The sequence below is a fragment of the Enterococcus sp. HMSC076E04 genome, from assembly GCF_001814285.1.
GTDB classification, from domain to species: Bacteria; Bacillota; Bacilli; order Lactobacillales; family Enterococcaceae; genus Enterococcus_B; species Enterococcus_B lactis.
Genome location: NZ_KV815599.1, coordinates 47,880 through 65,731 on the forward strand (window position 1 = coordinate 47,880; position 17,852 = coordinate 65,731).

The following is a 17,852-nucleotide window of genomic DNA, read 5'->3' on the forward strand; positions in this document are numbered from 1 at the left end:
TATTTCATGAATTTTTGTCAAACTCGATCTAAATGCCATCCTCGTAGAAACGCCCAAGTATCTGGACATTTTCCGCGATACTTACAAAAGCTTGCGGATCAGAAGCTTTCATCGCTTCTCTGAGTAGAGGCAGTTCGTAACGTGTAACGATCGTCATCAATACTGTCTGCTTATCATGTTTATAAGCACCTTCTGCTTCATTGATGATCGTGATTCCTCTACGCATACAGTTTTGGATTTCATTCACTACTTTTTCTGGATGTTTCGTTACGATCATTACCTGCATTTTCTTTTGTTTAGTATAAACGACATCAGTTACTTTTCCACTGACGAAAATAGACAACGTACTGTAAAACATATATTGCCAGCCAAATAGAATCCCAGCAACAAAAACGATCAATGCATTGAAGTAGATCGAGATAGAACCAATCGACTTTCCTGTTTTTTTACGAATCGTGATACTCACGATATCTAGACCACCCGATGATAGGCCATTTCTCAACGCTAGCCCAATCCCTAGTCCCATCACAGCCCCACCAAACAACGCACAAATGATTGGATCGGTAGATAAGACTGTTTCCGGTAAAATATGGATACAAAGGGAGGTCAAAGTGACTGTGATAAAAGTGAAAATTGTAAACTTCTTCCCGATTTTGAACCACGCCAAGACGAACAAAGGTATATTCAGTAAATACAAAGTGGTTGATACCGGCACCTCGAACCCTATCAGTGATTTTGACAAAGTCGTCAAAATCTGAGCCAGGCCAGTAATACCACTTGAATAAATATGTCCTGGTTGATAAAAGAAATTCAATGCGACAGATGCGATCAACGCATAAACGATTGATACCGAAAGTTTGGTCGTGTAATCATGGTAAGCCCAATTTTCGAATGTTTTTTTCATGGAAAAGCCCCGCTTTATATGTTATGGCTTCATTATAAAGTGTTTTTCAATTAAATCAAGGTTGCCAAAAGAAGCAGATTCGACAAATCCTTTTTGCCTTTTTATCGGCTATTCTTCTATATTGGTTACATCAATATTCAATTCGAACAATTGTAAAGGTGAAACCATACTTGGTGCATCACTCATCACATCGGCTGCTTTTCCGTTTTTAGGAAAGGCAATGACTTCACGAATATTGTCTTCCCCTGCTAATAACATTGCAAAACGATCCAATCCTAATGCAATGCCGCCATGTGGAGGGAATCCGTAATCTAAAGCTGTTAGCAAGAAACCAAATTGTTCTTCCATTTGTTCTTTTGTAAAGCCTAAAGTTTTCAACACTTTTTCTTGAAGTTCCCGAGTATGGATCCGGATAGAACCTCCACCTAGTTCATAACCGTTCAAGACGATATCATAAGCTTCTGCATAGACTTTTGCAGGGTCTTCAGCCAGTAATGGGATATCTTCTGCTTTTGGCATCGTGAATGGATGGTGAGCAGAGACATATCGTCCTTCTTCTTCTGAAAATTCAAATTGAGGCCAATCAGTTACCCATAAGAAATTGAATTTGGATTCATCGATTAGTCCTAATTCTTTTCCTAAACGTGTTCGGATAGCCCCTAATGCAGCAGCGACGATTTCACTTTTATCTGCGCCAAACATCAGCAAGTCACCTGGTTCTGCATCTGTTGCTTTGATGATTGCTTCTGTTGCTTCTCCCATGAATTTAGCAATCGGGCCTTTCAAACCGTCTTCTTCCACTTTCAGCCATGCAAGTCCCTTAGCTCCGAATTGCCCTACATATTGTCCTAACTGATCCATATCTTTTCGTGAGTAGCGATCTGCAGCGCCCTTCGCATTCAATGCTTTCACGACTCCGCCGTTTTCAAGAGCCATTTGGAAGACTTTGAATTCTACTTCTTTGACTGTTTCGCTTAGATCGATCAATTCCATTTCAAAACGTGTATCCGGTTTGTCGCTGCCGTAGCGAGCCATTGCTTCATCATAGGTCATACGGGGAAATGGCAATGCGACTTCGATGCCGCGAACTTCTTTCATTACCTTCGCAATCAATCCCTCTGTGTAGGTTTGGATTTCTTCTGCTGTTAGGAACGTTGTTTCAATATCTACTTGCGTAAATTCAGGCTGACGATCTCCACGTAAATCTTCGTCACGGAAACAACGAACGATTTGATAATAACGGTCGAACCCAGCATTCATCAGCAATTGTTTGAACAGTTGAGGAGATTGCGGCAACGCATAGAAATGTCCAGCATGGACACGTGAAGGAACTAAATAGTCTCTTGCGCCTTCTGGTGTAGATTTTCCTAGGTAAGGTGTTTCAATATCTAGAAAGTCATTATCGTCTAAATAATGACGAATCGCTTTTGTTGTCGCATTTCTCAATTTGATGTTTTTAGTCATTTTGGGACGTCGCAGATCCAAATAACGATATTTCAAACGTATTTCGTCACTGATTGCTTGATCATCTTCAATTTGAAATGGCGGTGTTTTTGCTTGATTCAAAATCACGATTTCACTTGCAATCACTTCAAATTCACCAGTGGCCATTTTAGGATTTACTGCATTTTCACCGCGTCTTCTGACTACCCCAGTTACTTCGATCACGTATTCACTGCGGCATTTATCTGCGATTTCCCATGCTTCTTTGTTGATTTCAGGATTGAAGACGATTTGAACGATTCCTTCGCGATCACGTAGATCGATAAAGATTACTCCCCCAAGGTCTCGTCTTTTTTGTACCCATCCTTTTAATGTAACTGTTTGTTCTAATTGTTGTTCGGAAACTAATCCGCAATAAATCGTTCTTTGTGCCATTTCTTTTTTCCTCCTACTCGAATAAAGTCATTTCATCATAGACTTCATCAAAATGCTCATATATTTCTTCTAATGGAAAACTTTTTTCTTTTCGGCTTGCCATTGCTTTGACATTGATCGTTTGGCTAGCAAGCTCATCTTCACCGATCACCAATACTAATTTGGCATTCGCTTTATCTGCTGTCTTAAATTGTGCTTTTGCTTTACGGTTCATGAAGTCGCGGTCAGCTGAAAAACCGAAGTTTCGAATCGCTTGGACCACTTTCAATGCTTCGATATTTGTTTCGTCTCCGAGTGCGACCACATAAGCATCTAACTCATTAAATGCAGGGATAACTACTTCCTCTGCCTCCATAGTCAAGAGTAATCGCTCGATACCCATTGCAAATCCAAAGCCAGGTGTTGAAGGACCACCCAGTTCTTCCACTAGATTGTCATAACGTCCGCCTGCGCAAATCGTTGCTTGTGCCCCCATTTTCGGTGCGTCACTCATGATTTCAAAAATCGTATGCGTATAGTAATCTAATCCGCGAACCATGTTACTGTCGATTTCATAAGGAACAGCCAATGCATCCAGCATGGAAACAACGGTATCAAAATGTTTTTGAGCAGGTTCGCTTAAATAATCTAAGATAGATGGCGCATCTGCTACAAATTTTTGATCTCGTTTGTCCTTACTATCCAACACACGCAATGGATTTTCGTGAAGACGGCGTTTAGAGTCTTCACTCAACTCTGCTTCAAAAGGTAAAAGATAATCGATTAATGCTTGACGATAGGCTTGACGTGTGTCTTTATCACCCAATGAATTGATGACTAGACGGATTTGCGTGATTCCCAACTGTTTGAAGAAATCGAGTGCCATCACCATGCTCTCCACATCTGTTGCAGGATTCTCTGATCCAAATGCTTCTACTCCGATCTGATGGAATTGACGTAACCGTCCTTTTTGCGGACGTTCGTAGCGAAACATTGGTCCCATATAAAAAGTTTTGAACGGTTTTGCATACTCTGGACCGAATAATTTATGCTCAACAAAAGAACGAACGATTGGCGCTGTACCTTCTGGTCGAAGCGTCACATGACGTTCCCCTTTGTCATAAAAATCATACATCTCTTTTGAAACGATATCCGTCGTATCACCTACACTGCGGGATATCACTTCATAATGTTCAAAAATCGGTGTACGCATTTCATTATACTGATAATCTCTGAACAATAAACGTGCTGTTTCTTCGACAAACTGCCATTTTTCTGATTCGCCTGGCAAAATATCATTTGTTCCTTTTGGTCTTTGGAAACTCATAGTTTTCTCTCCCTTTCTTAGCTATGTAAATAAAAAAATCACCCTTGTTCATCATGAACAAGGGTGAATGAAATTCATACACGGTACCACCTAATTTTGAAAGATTTCTCTTTCCTCTTACGAATAACGCTCGTACGCGGGACGGCTTTTCACTCGTCCATCTCCAGAGTGTCTTTGGGCTAATGAAACTTTGGATCATTTTCAGCCTCGATGATCCTCTCTTGTAAAGTTTCAAAAACTTACTCGCTCTTTCATTGACATTTCGATATTACTTATAACCTACTAAAAACCAATCTCAAAGTCAAGAGTTATCTGACTATTTTCCCTCACAAAAACGTTTTAGTTCAGCTTTTTGTTCTTTTGTTTTAGACTAGAAAAAAAGGAGGAATCAGCTATGGCAGAAATAAGAATCGGACATTCACAAGTCTACGCAGAACAGCTTGGACTAGGAGCAAATGCCGTTGGGGGACACAATCTTTTTGACGGTTTGGAAGACGAAACAGGAAAACAAGTGGTTCGTACAGCTTTGAATAGCGGAATCAATTTGATCGATACCGCCTATGCTTATGGAAACGGCCGTTCTGAAGAACTGATCGGTGAGGTATTGAAGGAAAAAGAATATGATCGTTCACGTATCGTCATTGCTACAAAAGCTGCTCATGTACCAAATAAAGGACGAACATTTGACAATTCACCCGAGTTTCTCAAACAATCGGTGGAAGACGCACTGAAACGTCTGCAAACTGATTACATCGACATTTTTTATATCCACTTTCCGGATAAAAGCACCCCAAAAAATGAAGCAGTTGCTGCATTGCATGAATTGAAAGAAGCAGGAAAAATCCGAGCAGTTGGTGTATCGAACTTCACGTTAGAACAATTGAAAGAAGCGAATACAGATGGATATGTCGATGTAGTAGAAGATAAATACAGTTTGATCCATCGGCAGTCTGAAAAAGAATTATTTCCTTATCTTGAAAAAAACAAAATCAGCTTTGTCCCCTATTTTCCTCTTGCTTCCGGTTTACTGACAGGAAAATATGAACGTGGTCAGGAAAAACAATTCAGCGAAGGAGATCCTCGAAAAAGCAATCCGGATTTTCAAGGAGAACGTTTCAAAGAAATTTTAGCCGCTGTCGACATACTTCGCCCCATTGCTAAAAGATACCAAGCTACCCCTGCGCAACTTGTTCTAGCCTGGTATATGAAGAATCCGAGAGTGTCTGTAGTCATACCCGGAGCTAAACGTCCAGAGCAAGTCTCTGACAATGTCCAATCTTTAGATTTGCATTTATCCAGTGAGGATTATCAAACCATTGATGAAGCATTTCACGGATTTTGAGCAATTGACCTTATCCACTTATAGTAGTATGAAAAAAGGAAGATCAAACAGTGCTGATCTTCCTTTTTTCGATAAGTTTATACTAATCTAATTCTTATAAAGTAGCGCTCGGCTGTTTGGATAAGTCGGAAACTGATTGAATGGGATCGTCCAGTCTTGTTCAGGTACAGAGAATTCAAACTTGTTTACTAACTGATCGGAAAACACACGTAGGCTGTGGAGAGTGATCCATTCTCCTGCGCAGCGATGCATTTGTCGAAAATCTCCTCCACCTTGTGCAATCATCTCATATTCTTCTTTATATGAAATATCTTTTGCTTTTCCTAAATATCGTTTGATCATAAAGGAATCTGGTGCTTCAATCGTTCGTTCATCATGATCTGTTCCATATAAATCTAGAATGACCCAACTATCTTCTGGTATACGATAACCATCGACTTCTACTTCTTTCAGAGAAATCGCAGGTAACATCGGAAAGAACGGATAATAGCGTCTCATTTCTTGAATGAACGGATCTTGCAACGTAGAAAAGTCGTTTTTCAATTGTTGGTACAAATCAGGTCTGCTGAAAAGCGCGTGTCCCATCAACGCCGCCCATACAGTCAAAGCAACTGTCGGACGGATGATATTCAATAATTCAACAGCTGCTACTTCCAGAGGCAAAAGCTGTCCGTCTAGATCTGTGGCATTGGCAAATGCATACAATGCCACATTTTCTTTTCCAGCCACAGGATTTTTCCGAGCTTCCTCAATCAAACTTTGCGCCCATTTCTCTGATTTCTTGCGATTTTCGACACCTTTTATGTGATCAATCGGAGAAGTAAACGTTCCGCTGATCATGGAGATTTGATATTCTGCTAATTTTTCGACTTCATCCTTAGAAAGCAAAGATAAATTGATACCTGCCCACTCACAAATCGATGTAAAGAAAACCATCTTGCTTAAATCAAATAATTCAAATTGACCATGCTGTGTTTCAAGTGCTTGCGTCAGATTCTTATCTAAGATACGATGATAATCTTCCATTCTTTCGGGGGTCATCAGATCCATAAAAATATTTTTCCGATGATGATGGGCAGCTCCATCCAAAGTCTGTACTCCACCTTGACCAAAAAGTGTCTTCAACACTAATTTTGGCATAGCACCTTTTCGTTTGAAATTTCTTGGGTCATAAAATATTTTTGCCGCTGACGATCCGTAGATCACAATAGCTTCTTTATTGAAAATCTTTGCTTTGACAACGGGAGCGTCTGCTTCATGACGTAACTCCTCCAACATGTTGTATCCCTTTTGATACAATCTTTTTAGATCCGTGATTTTGACATCTACTACTGGTACTTCTTTCATCTTCAGCAACCTCCTAAAAATAACTTGTATAATTTAAGCTTAACTTTTTTTCTGACTGCTGACAAAAGAAGCGCTTTTTGTAGACGAGAAAAAAGTCGCTTAAGTTAGCGTTTTTCAGTCTAACTTAAACGACTTGATTTATATTTCTTATTGATGAAAACCAACTGACTTTATTTGTTTTTAGAATCAATAATAATCGTTACAGGTCCATCATTGACGAGAGAAATCGACATATCTGCTCCGAATTGTCCGGTAGCGACTGTGATGCCGCGACTTCTGATTCCTTCATTGAACGATTCGTATAAAGGAATAGCTATTTCTGGTCGTGCGGCTTCCACAAAACTTGGTCGATTTCCTTTTTTCGTATCCGCAAATAGTGTGAATTGAGAGACACTTAAAATTTGTCCTCCTACGTCTTCTACACTAATATTCATTTTTCCTTGATCATCTTCAAAAATACGCATTTGTGCGATTTTTTTTACTAGATATTCCACATCTTTTGGCGTATCTGTTTCATGGATACCTAATAAAACGAGTAGGCCACAGCCAATTTTTCCAATCTCTTGCTGATCAACTGACACTGCCGCTTGACTCACCCGTTGAATGACTGCTCTCATATCTGGCCCTCCTATCCATTCGTCCGGCGTACACTGTAGACATCAGGTACTGCTTTGATTTTATCCACGATACTTTTTAGGTGGGACAAATTCTGGATACCAACCGTCAAATGGATTGTCGCCATTTTATCTTTATTCGTCCGAGCTTCGACGCTGTTGAGATTTTTCGTCAGCGCATTGACTGTTTGAAGTACATCATTCAATAAGCCTGAACGGTTATAGCCGTAGATTTCCAAGTCTGCATCATACTCTTTTCGTGTATTCGATGTATCTTCCCATTCGACTTCAATCAAACGTTCTGCTACATTTGGTTTATCAGGCTGAACATTCGGACAATCTCGACGATGGATGGATATCCCTCTGCCTTTAGTGATGTAGCCAACGATATCATCACCAGGAATCGGATTACAGCATCGGCTGATACGAATCAGTAAGTTTTCTACCCCTTGAATGACAACGCCACCTTCATGACGTACTTTCATTTTCTCAGGTTCTTTTTTCGGCTGATTCATGATTTCTTCTGCTTCTTGCTTTTGCTGCTCGATTTTTTGTTCTTTCCGTTCTTTTTCTGTCAGACGATTGGCCATCGTCAAAGGACTGACTTCCCCGTATCCTACAGCTGCATATAAATCATCTTCTGATTGATAGTTAAAACGATCAAGTGCTTCTTGAAGTTTGTTTTTTGTCAAAATATCTTTAGGTGTAAACCCTAAATCTGTAATACACTTGACCACAGACTCGTGACCTTTGATCACATTTTCTTCCCGATCTTGTGCTTTGAAGAAACGCTTGATCTTATTTCTTGCTTTGCTAGTTGCCACCAATTTCAACCAGTCACGACTTGGACCAAATGAATTTGGAGAAGTCATGATTTCTATGATATCCCCGTTTTTTAATTTGTAATCAAGTTGCACCATTTTGCCATTTACTTTTGCACCAGTGGTTTTATTACCGATATCTGTATGGATACTGTATGCAAAGTCCAGTGGTCCAGATCCTTTTGGCAGCTCAGTAACGTCTCCTTTGGGCGTGAAGACATAGACTTTATCACTAAAGATATCTCCTTTTACACCTTCCATAAATTCAGAGGCATCATAGCTTTCATCTTGGAGTTCAAGTATCTCATGGAACCAGCTTAATTGTTTCGTCATACCATCTGGTTCTACTTTTTCATTTTTTCCTTCTTTATACGCCCAGTGCGCAGCCACCCCAAATTCAGCAATTTCATGCATTTCCTGTGTACGGATTTGGATTTCTACTGGATTTCCTGCCGGACCAATCACTGTAGTATGCAAAGATTGGTACATATTAGCTTTTGGCATGGCAATATAGTCCTTGAATCTGCCAGGCATTGGTTTCCATTTTGTGTGGATCGCACCTAATACAGCATAACAATCCTTGATTGAGTCTACGATTACTCGAATAGCTAGCAAGTCATAGATTTCGTTGAACTGCTTTTTCTGGTCTTTCATTTTACGATAGATCGAATAAATATGTTTTGGCCGTCCATAGATCTCTGCAAAAATCCCCAGCTCTTCTGTTGCTACTCGAATATCCTCAACAGTACCATTCACGTATTTTTCACGTTCTTCTCGCTTCGTCTGCATCAAATGAACGATACGGTAATACTGTTTTGGATTAAGATAACGAAGTGCTGTATCTTCTAATTCCCATTTGATTCGGCTGATACCTAAACGATGTGCAAGAGGTGCATAGATTTCTAAAGTTTCTTGAGCAATCCTTCTTTGCTTATCTTCCCGCAGATGTTTCAACGTACGCATGTTATGTAGTCTATCAGCTAATTTGACCATGATAACGCGTAAATCTTGAGCCATTGCCAGCAGCATCTTTCGATGGTTTTCTGCTAGCTGCTCTTCGTGGGATTTGTATTTTATTTTCCCTAATTTGGTTACTCCGTCTACTAACATAGCGACATCATCGCCAAATTCTTCTCTCAGATCTTCTAAGGTGACTTCTGTATCTTCAACAACATCATGCAAGAAGCCAGTAGCCACTGTATGGGGGTCCATTTTTAAATCTGCTAATATACCTGCGACTTGGATAGGATGGATAATGTAGGGTTCTCCTGATTTTCTAAACTGTCCGTCATGTGCAGCAGTCGCATATTCGCATGCTTTCTCAACAAATGCTACATGTTCGGGCCCCATATATTGACTAACGAGCTTTATGACACCGGGACCCGTTAAAATTTCTTCTTTTGGCACAGGAATCGATCCCCCTTTCTTTTTCGGTAAAACAGGAATCGGGACAAATATCTGTTTGATAGTTGCCCCAAAATCCGTGAAGTTATACATTTTTTTACGGAAATGTTCGCTTTTAAAAAGCTTTTTCAAACAATTTTTCGTATTCATTGTACAAATAATTGTTTCTATTATACAAATTGTTCCCTATTTTTTCAATTCTTTCCGTCGATACTCTTTTATTGTTGAAAAACGTTAGCTATGAGAGGGATCCATTAACTCCCATTGATAGCTAGCAGCACTTAATAAATAAAGAGGCGCTGTTTCTGTACGAAGGATTCTTGGTCCTAATCCACATAGTATCCCTTTGTGTTCTACGAAATAATCGATTTCCTCGTGGGATAAGCCGCCTTCTGGTCCAAAGACAGCTAAGATTCGACTGCCCGGTTTTGTTTCACTAAGAATTTTGGCTACATTTGATTTTTCGCCTTGCTTTGCTGATTCCTCATAAGCAACCAAGACCATGTCATAATCATCTAGCCGTTCAAATAAGTCACGTTTCGTTTCCAGTAACTCTACTGAGGGCACGATTTGCCGATGGGATTGTTCTGCTGCCTCTTGGGCAATCTTTTCAAGCCTTTGTTGTCGCTTCATGCGTTTCTTTGCATCCCATTTAACCACAGAGGCTGATGCCGGAAACCCAAGAAAAGCTTGTGCGCCTAATTCAGTGGATTTCTGAATAATCCAATCCAACTTTTCTCCTTTAGGATAGCCGCTCGCTATGGTTATCGAACTTGGCAATTCCTTTTGGTTTTCTTCTTTTTTAATTTCTTTCAGATAAACAGCATCTTCGGTGATTTTTGTGATTTCTGCAACAACGGCTATCTGATCATTGAATGCCAAAAAAACTTCATCTTTCGGTTCCATTCTCATAACCCGTACAATGTGATGATAGGTTTCCCCTTTTAAAATAAAATGGTCTTTTGGTTCATACGATTCTTTCAAAAAATATCGCTGCATCTATTCCACCTCTGGTTTTTTCAAAATAATTGCATACCAGTCTTTTTGTTGGAAAATTTGATCCACGATGAATCCTTGTTCTATCATAGCATCTAGAACCATTTGCTTCTTCTCTTCAATGATTCCTGAAACGATCAATGTCCCTGTTTGTTTTAGTAAACGCCAAGCATCCGGGATCATCAATAAGATGATATCTGCTAAAATGTTCGCAACGATTACATCACTTTCAATCTCGATTCCTTTCAAAAGATCATTAGCTGATACGTGGACATCTTTGGCTATTTCATTCATATCCATATTTTCTTTCGCTGAACGAACGGCTACTTCGTCTAAATCAAAGGCATAGACATCTTTCGCACCAAGATATTTTGCTGCAATACTTAGTACACCCGAACCAGTTCCAACATCTAGCAATGTTTCGCCACCACGCAATACTGTTTCTAGTGCTGTCAATGTCAAAGAAGTCGTCGGATGGGTGCCTGTTCCAAACGCCATACCTGGATCTAATGTAATGATTTTTTCTAGAGGATCTTCTGTCTGATAGTTTTCCCAGCTTGGCGCAACCGTCAGCATTCGCGTAATACGCACCGGATGATAATATTTCTTCCATGCTGTTGCCCAATTGCTTTCCTCTACTTCGCTAACAGTTACTTTGTTTTTTCCAATCGCTAGACCAAACTCAGGCAATTGCGTTATACGATCTTTGATAAAAGGCAAGATTTCCGGTAAAAAAGTCGTTTCTGGAAAATAAGCCATGACTAGCGCGCCTTCTTTCAACGATGTAAAATCATTTTTATCTAAAATTTCACCATATTGATCCGATTGAAAATGTTCAACATCTAAAGAGTCTTCAATCGCAACACCACTCGCTCCTGCCTCCATCAAAATATTAGCGACCGCTTCGACTGCTTCACTTTCGGTTTCTACTCTTACTTCATTCCATTTCATGTCTGTCACTCCTTAATAACTTGGGTACGGTAAATAAGTCTCTGTTTCATTTTGCTGTTTTGCTTCTACTAACTCTGCTAGTTTCTGATTATCCCAATGGAGTTCGAATACAGCTTCGTCATCATCTTCATCTAAAAAATCAAGCAAATCACTTTGCCCTTGTGCTAATACTTCATTCAAATATTCCACTAAAGAATCAGCTACTGATTTTGCCAACCCTTTTTTTCCTTCATAGGGGATTGCTGCTAGATAATTTTGTTCATCAAAAACAGATTTCTGAGGATTAAAAAGGAGTACGCTATCTTCAAATTCGATAATTGGTTCTTGCGAAACAATCCCTTCTGCATCATCAATCTCAAATTGTGCTTTATTTTCCGCAAACAAACGAACAACGATTTCGATCGTATGATTTTTTGTATCCCAATCTAAAGCCACATCATAGTCCGTCACTTGTTTTTCGATTATTTCATCTAAGTATGTTAATAGATCCTTCTTTTTCATTTTCTTTCCTCCAACCCCAATCTTCCTCGATTTGGTTTTTTCTTTGTAAAGAGATATATGGATTGCCAGACACAACAAAACGCAACGGCTTTTCTGTCCATTCCCCTTTGTTCGGGATACCGATCCTAGGCAAAGCATCGATTTTTTTTGGTATCTTCTTTTTCTCAAAAACTAAACGTAATGAACTATCTGCTATAGACTGACCGTAGAGTTCTTGAGGAATTGCTAATGCTTCCACTAATTTTCCAGGACCGTTGCTGATATCTGGACCAGTTTTTCCACCACGATTTTTACTCATTTGTTCAATCATTGCAGCTGGTTCGATTGCACGTATCATTACTCCTTGAGGAATCCCTTCTGGCTGAGTGATGATGTTCAAAATCCGATGAGTATGCATCGTGTAAAGGTAGATCGTACCTGGTTTTTCATACATTGCCCGCACACGTGGTGTTCTTCTTAAACCATAGCTATGGGCGGCCTCGTCTTCTGGACCTAGGTATGCTTCCGCGTCTACAATATATCCAGCTAATCTTCCTTCTGGTGTGTCATGCTCCAAATACATCCCCAATAAATCCCGCGCTACTTCCGGCGTCGTTTTATTCCAAAAAAATTCATCTATCTTTTGTTTATCCGTCATTTTTCTCACCTACTTTATCATACACAATATTAGTTGGATAAGCTATGAAAACAAAACAACAGAAGGCTGTTCTTTCTAGCTATATTACTAAATATGTTATAATTAAGGAACGTAAAAACAAGAAGGAGGAAAATCCTATGCAACAGCCATTGGCTTATCGCATGCGACCTCGAACGATCGATGAAGTCGTTGGTCAGCAGCATCTAGTCGGTGAAGGAAAAATCATACGCCGCATGGTCGATGCTCGCATGCTCTCTTCCATGATTTTATATGGGCCTCCTGGTACTGGAAAAACGAGTATCGCAAGTGCGATTGCCGGTTCTACTAATTATGCATTTCGCATGCTGAACGCTGCTACAGATTCAAAAAAAGATCTGCAGGTTGTAGCGGAAGAAGCTAAAATGAGTGGTACTGTGATCCTCTTATTGGATGAAGTACACCGATTAGATAAAACAAAACAGGATTTTCTGCTTCCTCATTTAGAAAGTGGCCGAATCATCTTGATCGGAGCGACTACTGAAAATCCTTATATTACTATCAATCCAGCGATCCGCAGCCGCACACAGATTTTTGAAGTCAAGCCATTAACAGAGCAAGACATCCAGTTGGCAGTGGAACATGCCTTAAAGGATAAGGAACGCGGTCTTGGTCAACAAGCAATTCAGTTAGATGAAGAGGCTCTTCTTCACCTTTCGCGTGCAACGAATGGCGATTTGCGTAGTGCATTGAATGGATTGGAACTGGCTGCACGATCGACTCCTCCAGATAAAGAAGGAAAGATTCATCTTACTCTGTCGATTATCGAAGAATGTGTCCAAAGAAAAGCTCTTACCCATGACAAAAATGGAGATGCTCATTATGACGTTATTTCAGCGTTTCAAAAATCGATTCGCGGAAGTGATGTGGATGCTGCCCTTCATTATCTCGCCCGTCTAGTTGAAGCAGGTGATCTGGCAAGTATTTGTCGTCGCCTGATGGTTATCGGTTATGAAGATATAGGTTTAGGCAATCCTGCTGCTGCTGCGCGTACAGTAAACGCTGTATTAGCTGCTGAACGATTAGGGTTACCTGAGGCACGTATCCCGCTAGCAGATGTCGTCGTTGATCTTTGCTTGTCGCCCAAATCCAATTCTGCCTATATGGCATTAGATGCAGCACTTGCTGATATTCGAGAGGGCAAAGCTGGAGATGTTCCCGACCACTTGAGAGATAGCCATTACAAAGGTGCGAAATCCCTCAACCGCGGTGTGGGTTATCAGTATCCTCATCATTTCGATCATGCTTGGGTCGATCAGCAATATTTACCAGATAGGCTAAAAAATGCTCAATATTACCAGCCAAAGGATACAGGAAAATATGAACAGGCGCTAGGTCAACAGTATTACCGCATAAAAGAGTGGAAAAAACATCCCCCAAAAAATTAAACAAGAAAACGGTTCTATTTCTGCGAGCTCTCTCATTGCTCTTTTTAAATTCATATGCTACTATAGAGATGGGAAATCTGTGATGTTCGAATTGTCCTCTTTGTGTGTTGACCGAACATTTTTATTGATATCTTGGGACCCGTCTTGTGTCACTGCTGGTAACATGCCTTATCATTTGGTAGTTCGAAGCTACGACCATGGGACCCACCTGCTTGAATTCGCGGGATCAATACTACAGGACAAATAACGGCATTAACGGAGATTACCATCTTTTAAAGAATAAAGCAATTTGCTCTTGGCAAATTGCTTTTTCTATTTGTTGCTTATTTTGGAGGATTTGTTCATGATTAGGATTTTGATGATTATCGCCACTTTACTATTATTATTCGTTAGCTATTATTTATTTAATAAACAGGATATCTTTTTTGTATTGATCAAGAAAAATGACAAAAATCAAGGATTCCTACAATTTTATGGAGCTGCGTATGCTGTTTTAGGCGTTATGGGTATTTTAGCCGCTTTTTTCAATCAACGCTTCATCGCTTTGATCTTTTTATTGATCGTGATTCTCGTTTCTGCCACCTTCAGTATCCGCTTTGCAAAAAAAATTGCTGAACCAAAGCAGTAAATAATTCTCTTTTTCCACAAAGTGTTCTACAATAAAAGAGTACAACACGATTGACTTGAGGAGTGAATGCTTATGTTACAACAATACAAAAAAATCATGGTTGCCGTGGATGGTTCTGATGAAGCTGAATTAGCTTTTAAAAAGGCGGTCAATGTAGCTATCCGAAATAACGGAGAACTTCTATTAGCACATGTCATTGACACACGTTCTTTCCAAACCGTTTCATCATTTGATGGAATGTTGGCAGAACAAGCTACTGAAATGGCAAAGCAAACATTGGCAGATTATGAAAGCAATGCGAAAAAAGCTGGCTTGAATAATGTAACCTCTGTCGTAGAATATGGCTCACCAAAACAACTGATTGCGAAAGAAATCCCAGAAGATAATCAAGTAGACTTGATTATGTTAGGAGCTACAGGATTGAATGCTGTAGAACGTTTATTTATTGGTTCTGTTTCTGAATATGTTATTAGAAACGCGGCTTGCGATGTGCTTGTTGTTCGAACTGATTTAGAAAACCAATTGCCTCCTAAAAAAGACTAATTGATGAAAAGCTGTGTTTCAGAGGGGATCTCAAAAGTAAAACTTTTGAAGATCACTTGTCTGGACACAGCTTTTTTTGTTCTTCAAAAAATAAATTCGCTTATTGAGCGTCTTTCCTCTCACGATTCAAAGAATACTTGGATTCACTCACTTCTTTATATTCAGATCCTTCTGTGTAAAAAATAAATAAGCATGTCCTCTTAGAAAACGGATATAAAATTATCCATTTTCTAAAGAGAACACGCGTGTATTTTTAGCCGCGCAAACGCTCCACGTCACGGGCAATCATTAGTTCTTCATCTGTTGGAATCACTAATACTCTTACTTTTGATTCTTTTGTAGAGATATCTACTTCTTCACCATGCAATTCATTCAACGCTGGATCGATTTCACAGCCAAACCAAGACATACCTTTAATGATTTCATTGCGTACATGTCCGTCATTTTCGCCGATACCAGCAGTAAAGACGATTGCATCGACACCATTCATCGTTGTCACGTATCCGCCGATATATTTTCGGATGCGATCCACGAAGATATCATAAGCTAAACGAATGTGTTCTTTTTCATAGTTTTTTTCAAGATCACGCATATCGCTAGACAATCCTGTTAGGCCTAGCAAACCAGATTTTTTATTCAAAACATTGATCATTTCATCAATATCAATCTCTAATTTTTCCATTAAGTATGGAAGAACAGCTGGATCGATATCGCCTGAACGCGTACCCATTGTCACACCAGCTAATGGCGTGAATCCCATAGAAGTATCCATGGATTTACCACCATTTACAGCTGTGATTGATACTCCGTTTCCTAAGTGGCAAGTAATGATTTTTAGCTCTTCAATCGGTTTGTTCAATAATTTTGCTGCACGTTCCGATACATAACGATGGCTTGTGCCATGGAAGCCATATTTTCTTACTTTGAAATCTTCGTAATAAGACACTGGCAAGCTGTATAAATAATTTTGCTTTGGCATTGTTGAGTGAAAAGATGTATCGAATACAGCTACGCTCAAAATGTCAGGTAAAATCTTTTTAAAGGCTTTGATTCCCATCAGGTTAGCAGGATTATGCAAAGGAGCAAATTCTGCTAATTCAGCAATGCGGTCCATTACTCCCTCATCGATCACTACTGAATCCCCATAAGTTTCTCCTCCGTGAACAACGCGGTGCCCTACACCGGTGATTTCATCATAAGAACTTAAAATTTGCAGTTCAATCAACTGATCTAACAGCATTTTTACTGCTACTTCGTGGTTTTCGATATCCATGATTTGTTCGAATTTTTGACTATCGCCGTACTTGATCGTAAAAATAGAATCTTGTAAACCGATACGTTCGACGATCCCTTTCGCAACTACGGTTTCTTCTGGCATTTGATATAATTGCCACTTCAAACTTGAACTCCCAGCATTGATTGCAATTGTTTTAGACATATGACTCTCCTTCTCGTTGAATGATTACAGAGCAGATGATTTCCAGTTTTTAAACTCGTTGAAAAATTCCGTCACCTTCTCTGGTTCTTTTAGTGAAGCAAGTTTCACAAGCAGTACTTCTTTTACTTGTTTTGCTTGTGGTCCTTTTTTCTGTAAGATCAAAATACTTTTTTGTGATTGTTTGTTGCGGAACAACTCATCTGGCAATTGAATCATTCCTTGAAGATAGCCTTCTTCTTTAAACCATTTTTTGATTTCTTCGCTTTGATCCGTTTCTAAAAAACCGCTTGGCATCAAAAACAAACCAAAACCATCCGGCTTCACGTATTTCATTGATTGCTCCAGCAATAAATGATGTGCATAACTGTGGCCTTCTTCGGTACTTGTTAAAAATTCTTTTGCTTTTTCGTCATTCGGATAATAACCGATCGGCAAATCGCTGATTGCAAAATCGACAGGATCGATTAATAAATCCTGCAACCCGTCTTGATGGAAGTATTGAACATTTGCTTGTGTCAAATCACTTGTAGAAGCTGCCACAGCCAACAATGTATCATCAATATCCACACCAAATCCTTCTGTTTGATACCCCGCATTCGATAGGTTTAAAAGAACTGTTAATAACAAGTTGCCCATTCCTGCCGCAATATCCAGAATCTTAACTGGTTCCTTTTTATTTGTGTATAGTTGTTCAATAAGAAAAACAAATAAAAAACCGATACTATCAGGAGTGAGTTGATGGTTCGCCTGCAGATGTTCTGTCTGGTTGCCCTTCAATAAAAGCAGTTGAGACAATCTGCGCCATTCTTCTGGCTCGAAAGAAAGTTTTTTCAACTCTTCATAAAGAGCTGTGATCCGTTGTGCTGTCTCTTTTGCCGGCACTCCATCCACCACACGTACTTGATAATCATCTATTAGATTTTCTGCATTTTCGACATAGGCTTCTAAAAAGGAAGTTCCCAATGCATTCTGTAAAAGCTGAATAGCTTCCAGGTTCTGATTGAACCCTTGTTCCATTTTTTCTGGTAACATGGTGCACCTCATTTCTAGATATATTATAACAATTTTTTCACCTGTTTAATTCTATCGAACAATTGACAAAATTTCAATCGTTTTCA

At 39.5% G+C, this 17,852-nt stretch carries 16 protein-coding genes and 1 other RNA gene; 5 read left to right on the forward strand and 12 right to left on the reverse strand.

Annotation, left to right across the window (positions count from 1 at the left end):
• Positions 1 to 28 precede the first annotated feature (28 nt).
• The 3 genes from HMPREF2961_RS07545 to hisS all read right to left on the reverse strand — a co-directional run bounded on the left by HMPREF2961_RS07545 (position 29) and on the right by hisS (position 4,088).
• Positions 29 to 904, reverse strand: a complete 876-nt coding sequence (locus tag HMPREF2961_RS07545; protein ID WP_002291388.1) for a YitT family protein — start codon at positions 902 to 904, stop codon at positions 29 to 31.
• Positions 905 to 1,012: 108 nt separating this feature from the next.
• The gene (aspS, locus tag HMPREF2961_RS07550; RefSeq protein ID WP_002315647.1) at positions 1,013 to 2,782 is read right to left on the reverse strand and encodes an aspartate--tRNA ligase; all 1,770 of its coding nucleotides are present in this window, start codon (positions 2,780 to 2,782) and stop codon (positions 1,013 to 1,015) included.
• 13 nt (positions 2,783 to 2,795) lie between these two features.
• Positions 2,796 to 4,088, reverse strand: a complete 1,293-nt coding sequence (gene hisS, locus HMPREF2961_RS07555) for a histidine--tRNA ligase (protein WP_002291383.1) — start codon at positions 4,086 to 4,088, stop codon at positions 2,796 to 2,798.
• A 394-nt stretch (positions 4,089 to 4,482) separates the two neighbouring features.
• Between hisS and HMPREF2961_RS07565 the strand changes: the two genes are divergently transcribed.
• On the forward strand, positions 4,483 to 5,430 hold the full coding sequence (locus HMPREF2961_RS07565; protein ID WP_070704454.1) for an aldo/keto reductase: 948 nt from the start codon (positions 4,483 to 4,485) through the stop codon (positions 5,428 to 5,430).
• Positions 5,431 to 5,517: 87 nt separating this feature from the next.
• On the opposite strand, the gene HMPREF2961_RS07570 is transcribed toward HMPREF2961_RS07565, so the two are convergent.
• From HMPREF2961_RS07570 to HMPREF2961_RS07600, 7 genes are all read right to left on the reverse strand, one after another.
• On the reverse strand, positions 5,518 to 6,777 hold the full coding sequence (locus tag HMPREF2961_RS07570; RefSeq protein WP_002291378.1) for a cytochrome P450: 1,260 nt from the start codon (positions 6,775 to 6,777) through the stop codon (positions 5,518 to 5,520).
• A 170-nt stretch (positions 6,778 to 6,947) separates the two neighbouring features.
• A complete protein-coding gene (dtd, locus tag HMPREF2961_RS07575) occupies positions 6,948 to 7,394 on the reverse strand; it encodes a D-aminoacyl-tRNA deacylase (RefSeq protein WP_002291377.1) in 447 nt (148 codons plus the stop codon).
• Between the two features lie 11 nt (positions 7,395 to 7,405).
• Positions 7,406 to 9,619 (reverse strand): RelA/SpoT family protein, encoded by a 2,214-nt coding sequence (locus HMPREF2961_RS07580; protein WP_002315645.1) that lies wholly within the window; start codon positions 9,617 to 9,619, stop codon positions 7,406 to 7,408.
• A gap of 231 nt (positions 9,620 to 9,850) precedes the next feature.
• Positions 9,851 to 10,615 (reverse strand): 16S rRNA (uracil(1498)-N(3))-methyltransferase, encoded by a 765-nt coding sequence (locus HMPREF2961_RS07585; protein ID WP_002315644.1) that lies wholly within the window; start codon positions 10,613 to 10,615, stop codon positions 9,851 to 9,853.
• Complete coding sequence (gene prmA / locus HMPREF2961_RS07590) at positions 10,616 to 11,563, reverse strand: 50S ribosomal protein L11 methyltransferase (protein ID WP_070704457.1); 948 nt, start codon at positions 11,561 to 11,563, stop codon at positions 10,616 to 10,618.
• Positions 11,564 to 11,575: 12 nt separating this feature from the next.
• Complete coding sequence (locus tag HMPREF2961_RS07595) at positions 11,576 to 12,064, reverse strand: DUF3013 family protein (RefSeq protein WP_002315642.1); 489 nt, start codon at positions 12,062 to 12,064, stop codon at positions 11,576 to 11,578.
• Positions 12,030 to 12,701: a DNA-3-methyladenine glycosylase gene (locus HMPREF2961_RS07600; protein WP_024634688.1), complete on the reverse strand. Its 672-nt coding sequence runs from the start codon at positions 12,699 to 12,701 to the stop codon at positions 12,030 to 12,032. Before HMPREF2961_RS07600 ends, HMPREF2961_RS07595 begins: the two co-directional genes overlap by 35 nt.
• A 137-nt stretch (positions 12,702 to 12,838) precedes the next feature.
• Here HMPREF2961_RS07600 and HMPREF2961_RS07605 point away from each other — a divergent pair, with 137 nt between their 5' ends.
• The 4 genes from HMPREF2961_RS07605 to HMPREF2961_RS07620 all read left to right on the forward strand — a co-directional run bounded on the left by HMPREF2961_RS07605 (position 12,839) and on the right by HMPREF2961_RS07620 (position 15,296).
• Positions 12,839 to 14,125: a replication-associated recombination protein A gene (locus HMPREF2961_RS07605; protein WP_002315640.1), complete on the forward strand. Its 1,287-nt coding sequence runs from the start codon at positions 12,839 to 12,841 to the stop codon at positions 14,123 to 14,125.
• Between the two features lie 71 nt (positions 14,126 to 14,196).
• A non-coding RNA gene (ssrS, locus tag HMPREF2961_RS07610) (6S RNA) lies at positions 14,197 to 14,391 on the forward strand.
• A gap of 77 nt (positions 14,392 to 14,468) precedes the next feature.
• Positions 14,469 to 14,753: a hypothetical protein gene (locus HMPREF2961_RS07615; RefSeq protein ID WP_002291361.1), complete on the forward strand. Its 285-nt coding sequence runs from the start codon at positions 14,469 to 14,471 to the stop codon at positions 14,751 to 14,753.
• A 72-nt stretch (positions 14,754 to 14,825) separates the two neighbouring features.
• Complete coding sequence (locus HMPREF2961_RS07620) at positions 14,826 to 15,296, forward strand: universal stress protein (RefSeq protein ID WP_002291356.1); 471 nt, start codon at positions 14,826 to 14,828, stop codon at positions 15,294 to 15,296.
• Between the two features lie 253 nt (positions 15,297 to 15,549).
• On the opposite strand, the gene HMPREF2961_RS07625 is transcribed toward HMPREF2961_RS07620, so the two are convergent.
• Positions 15,550 to 16,734, reverse strand: a complete 1,185-nt coding sequence (locus HMPREF2961_RS07625; RefSeq protein WP_002291355.1) for an acetate/propionate family kinase — start codon at positions 16,732 to 16,734, stop codon at positions 15,550 to 15,552.
• A 24-nt stretch (positions 16,735 to 16,758) separates the two neighbouring features.
• Positions 16,759 to 17,766 carry a class I SAM-dependent methyltransferase gene (locus tag HMPREF2961_RS07630; protein ID WP_025477305.1) on the reverse strand — a complete coding sequence of 336 codons (1,008 nt, stop codon included), beginning with the start codon at positions 17,764 to 17,766 and terminating at the stop codon, positions 16,759 to 16,761.
• Positions 17,767 to 17,852 lie beyond the last annotated feature (86 nt).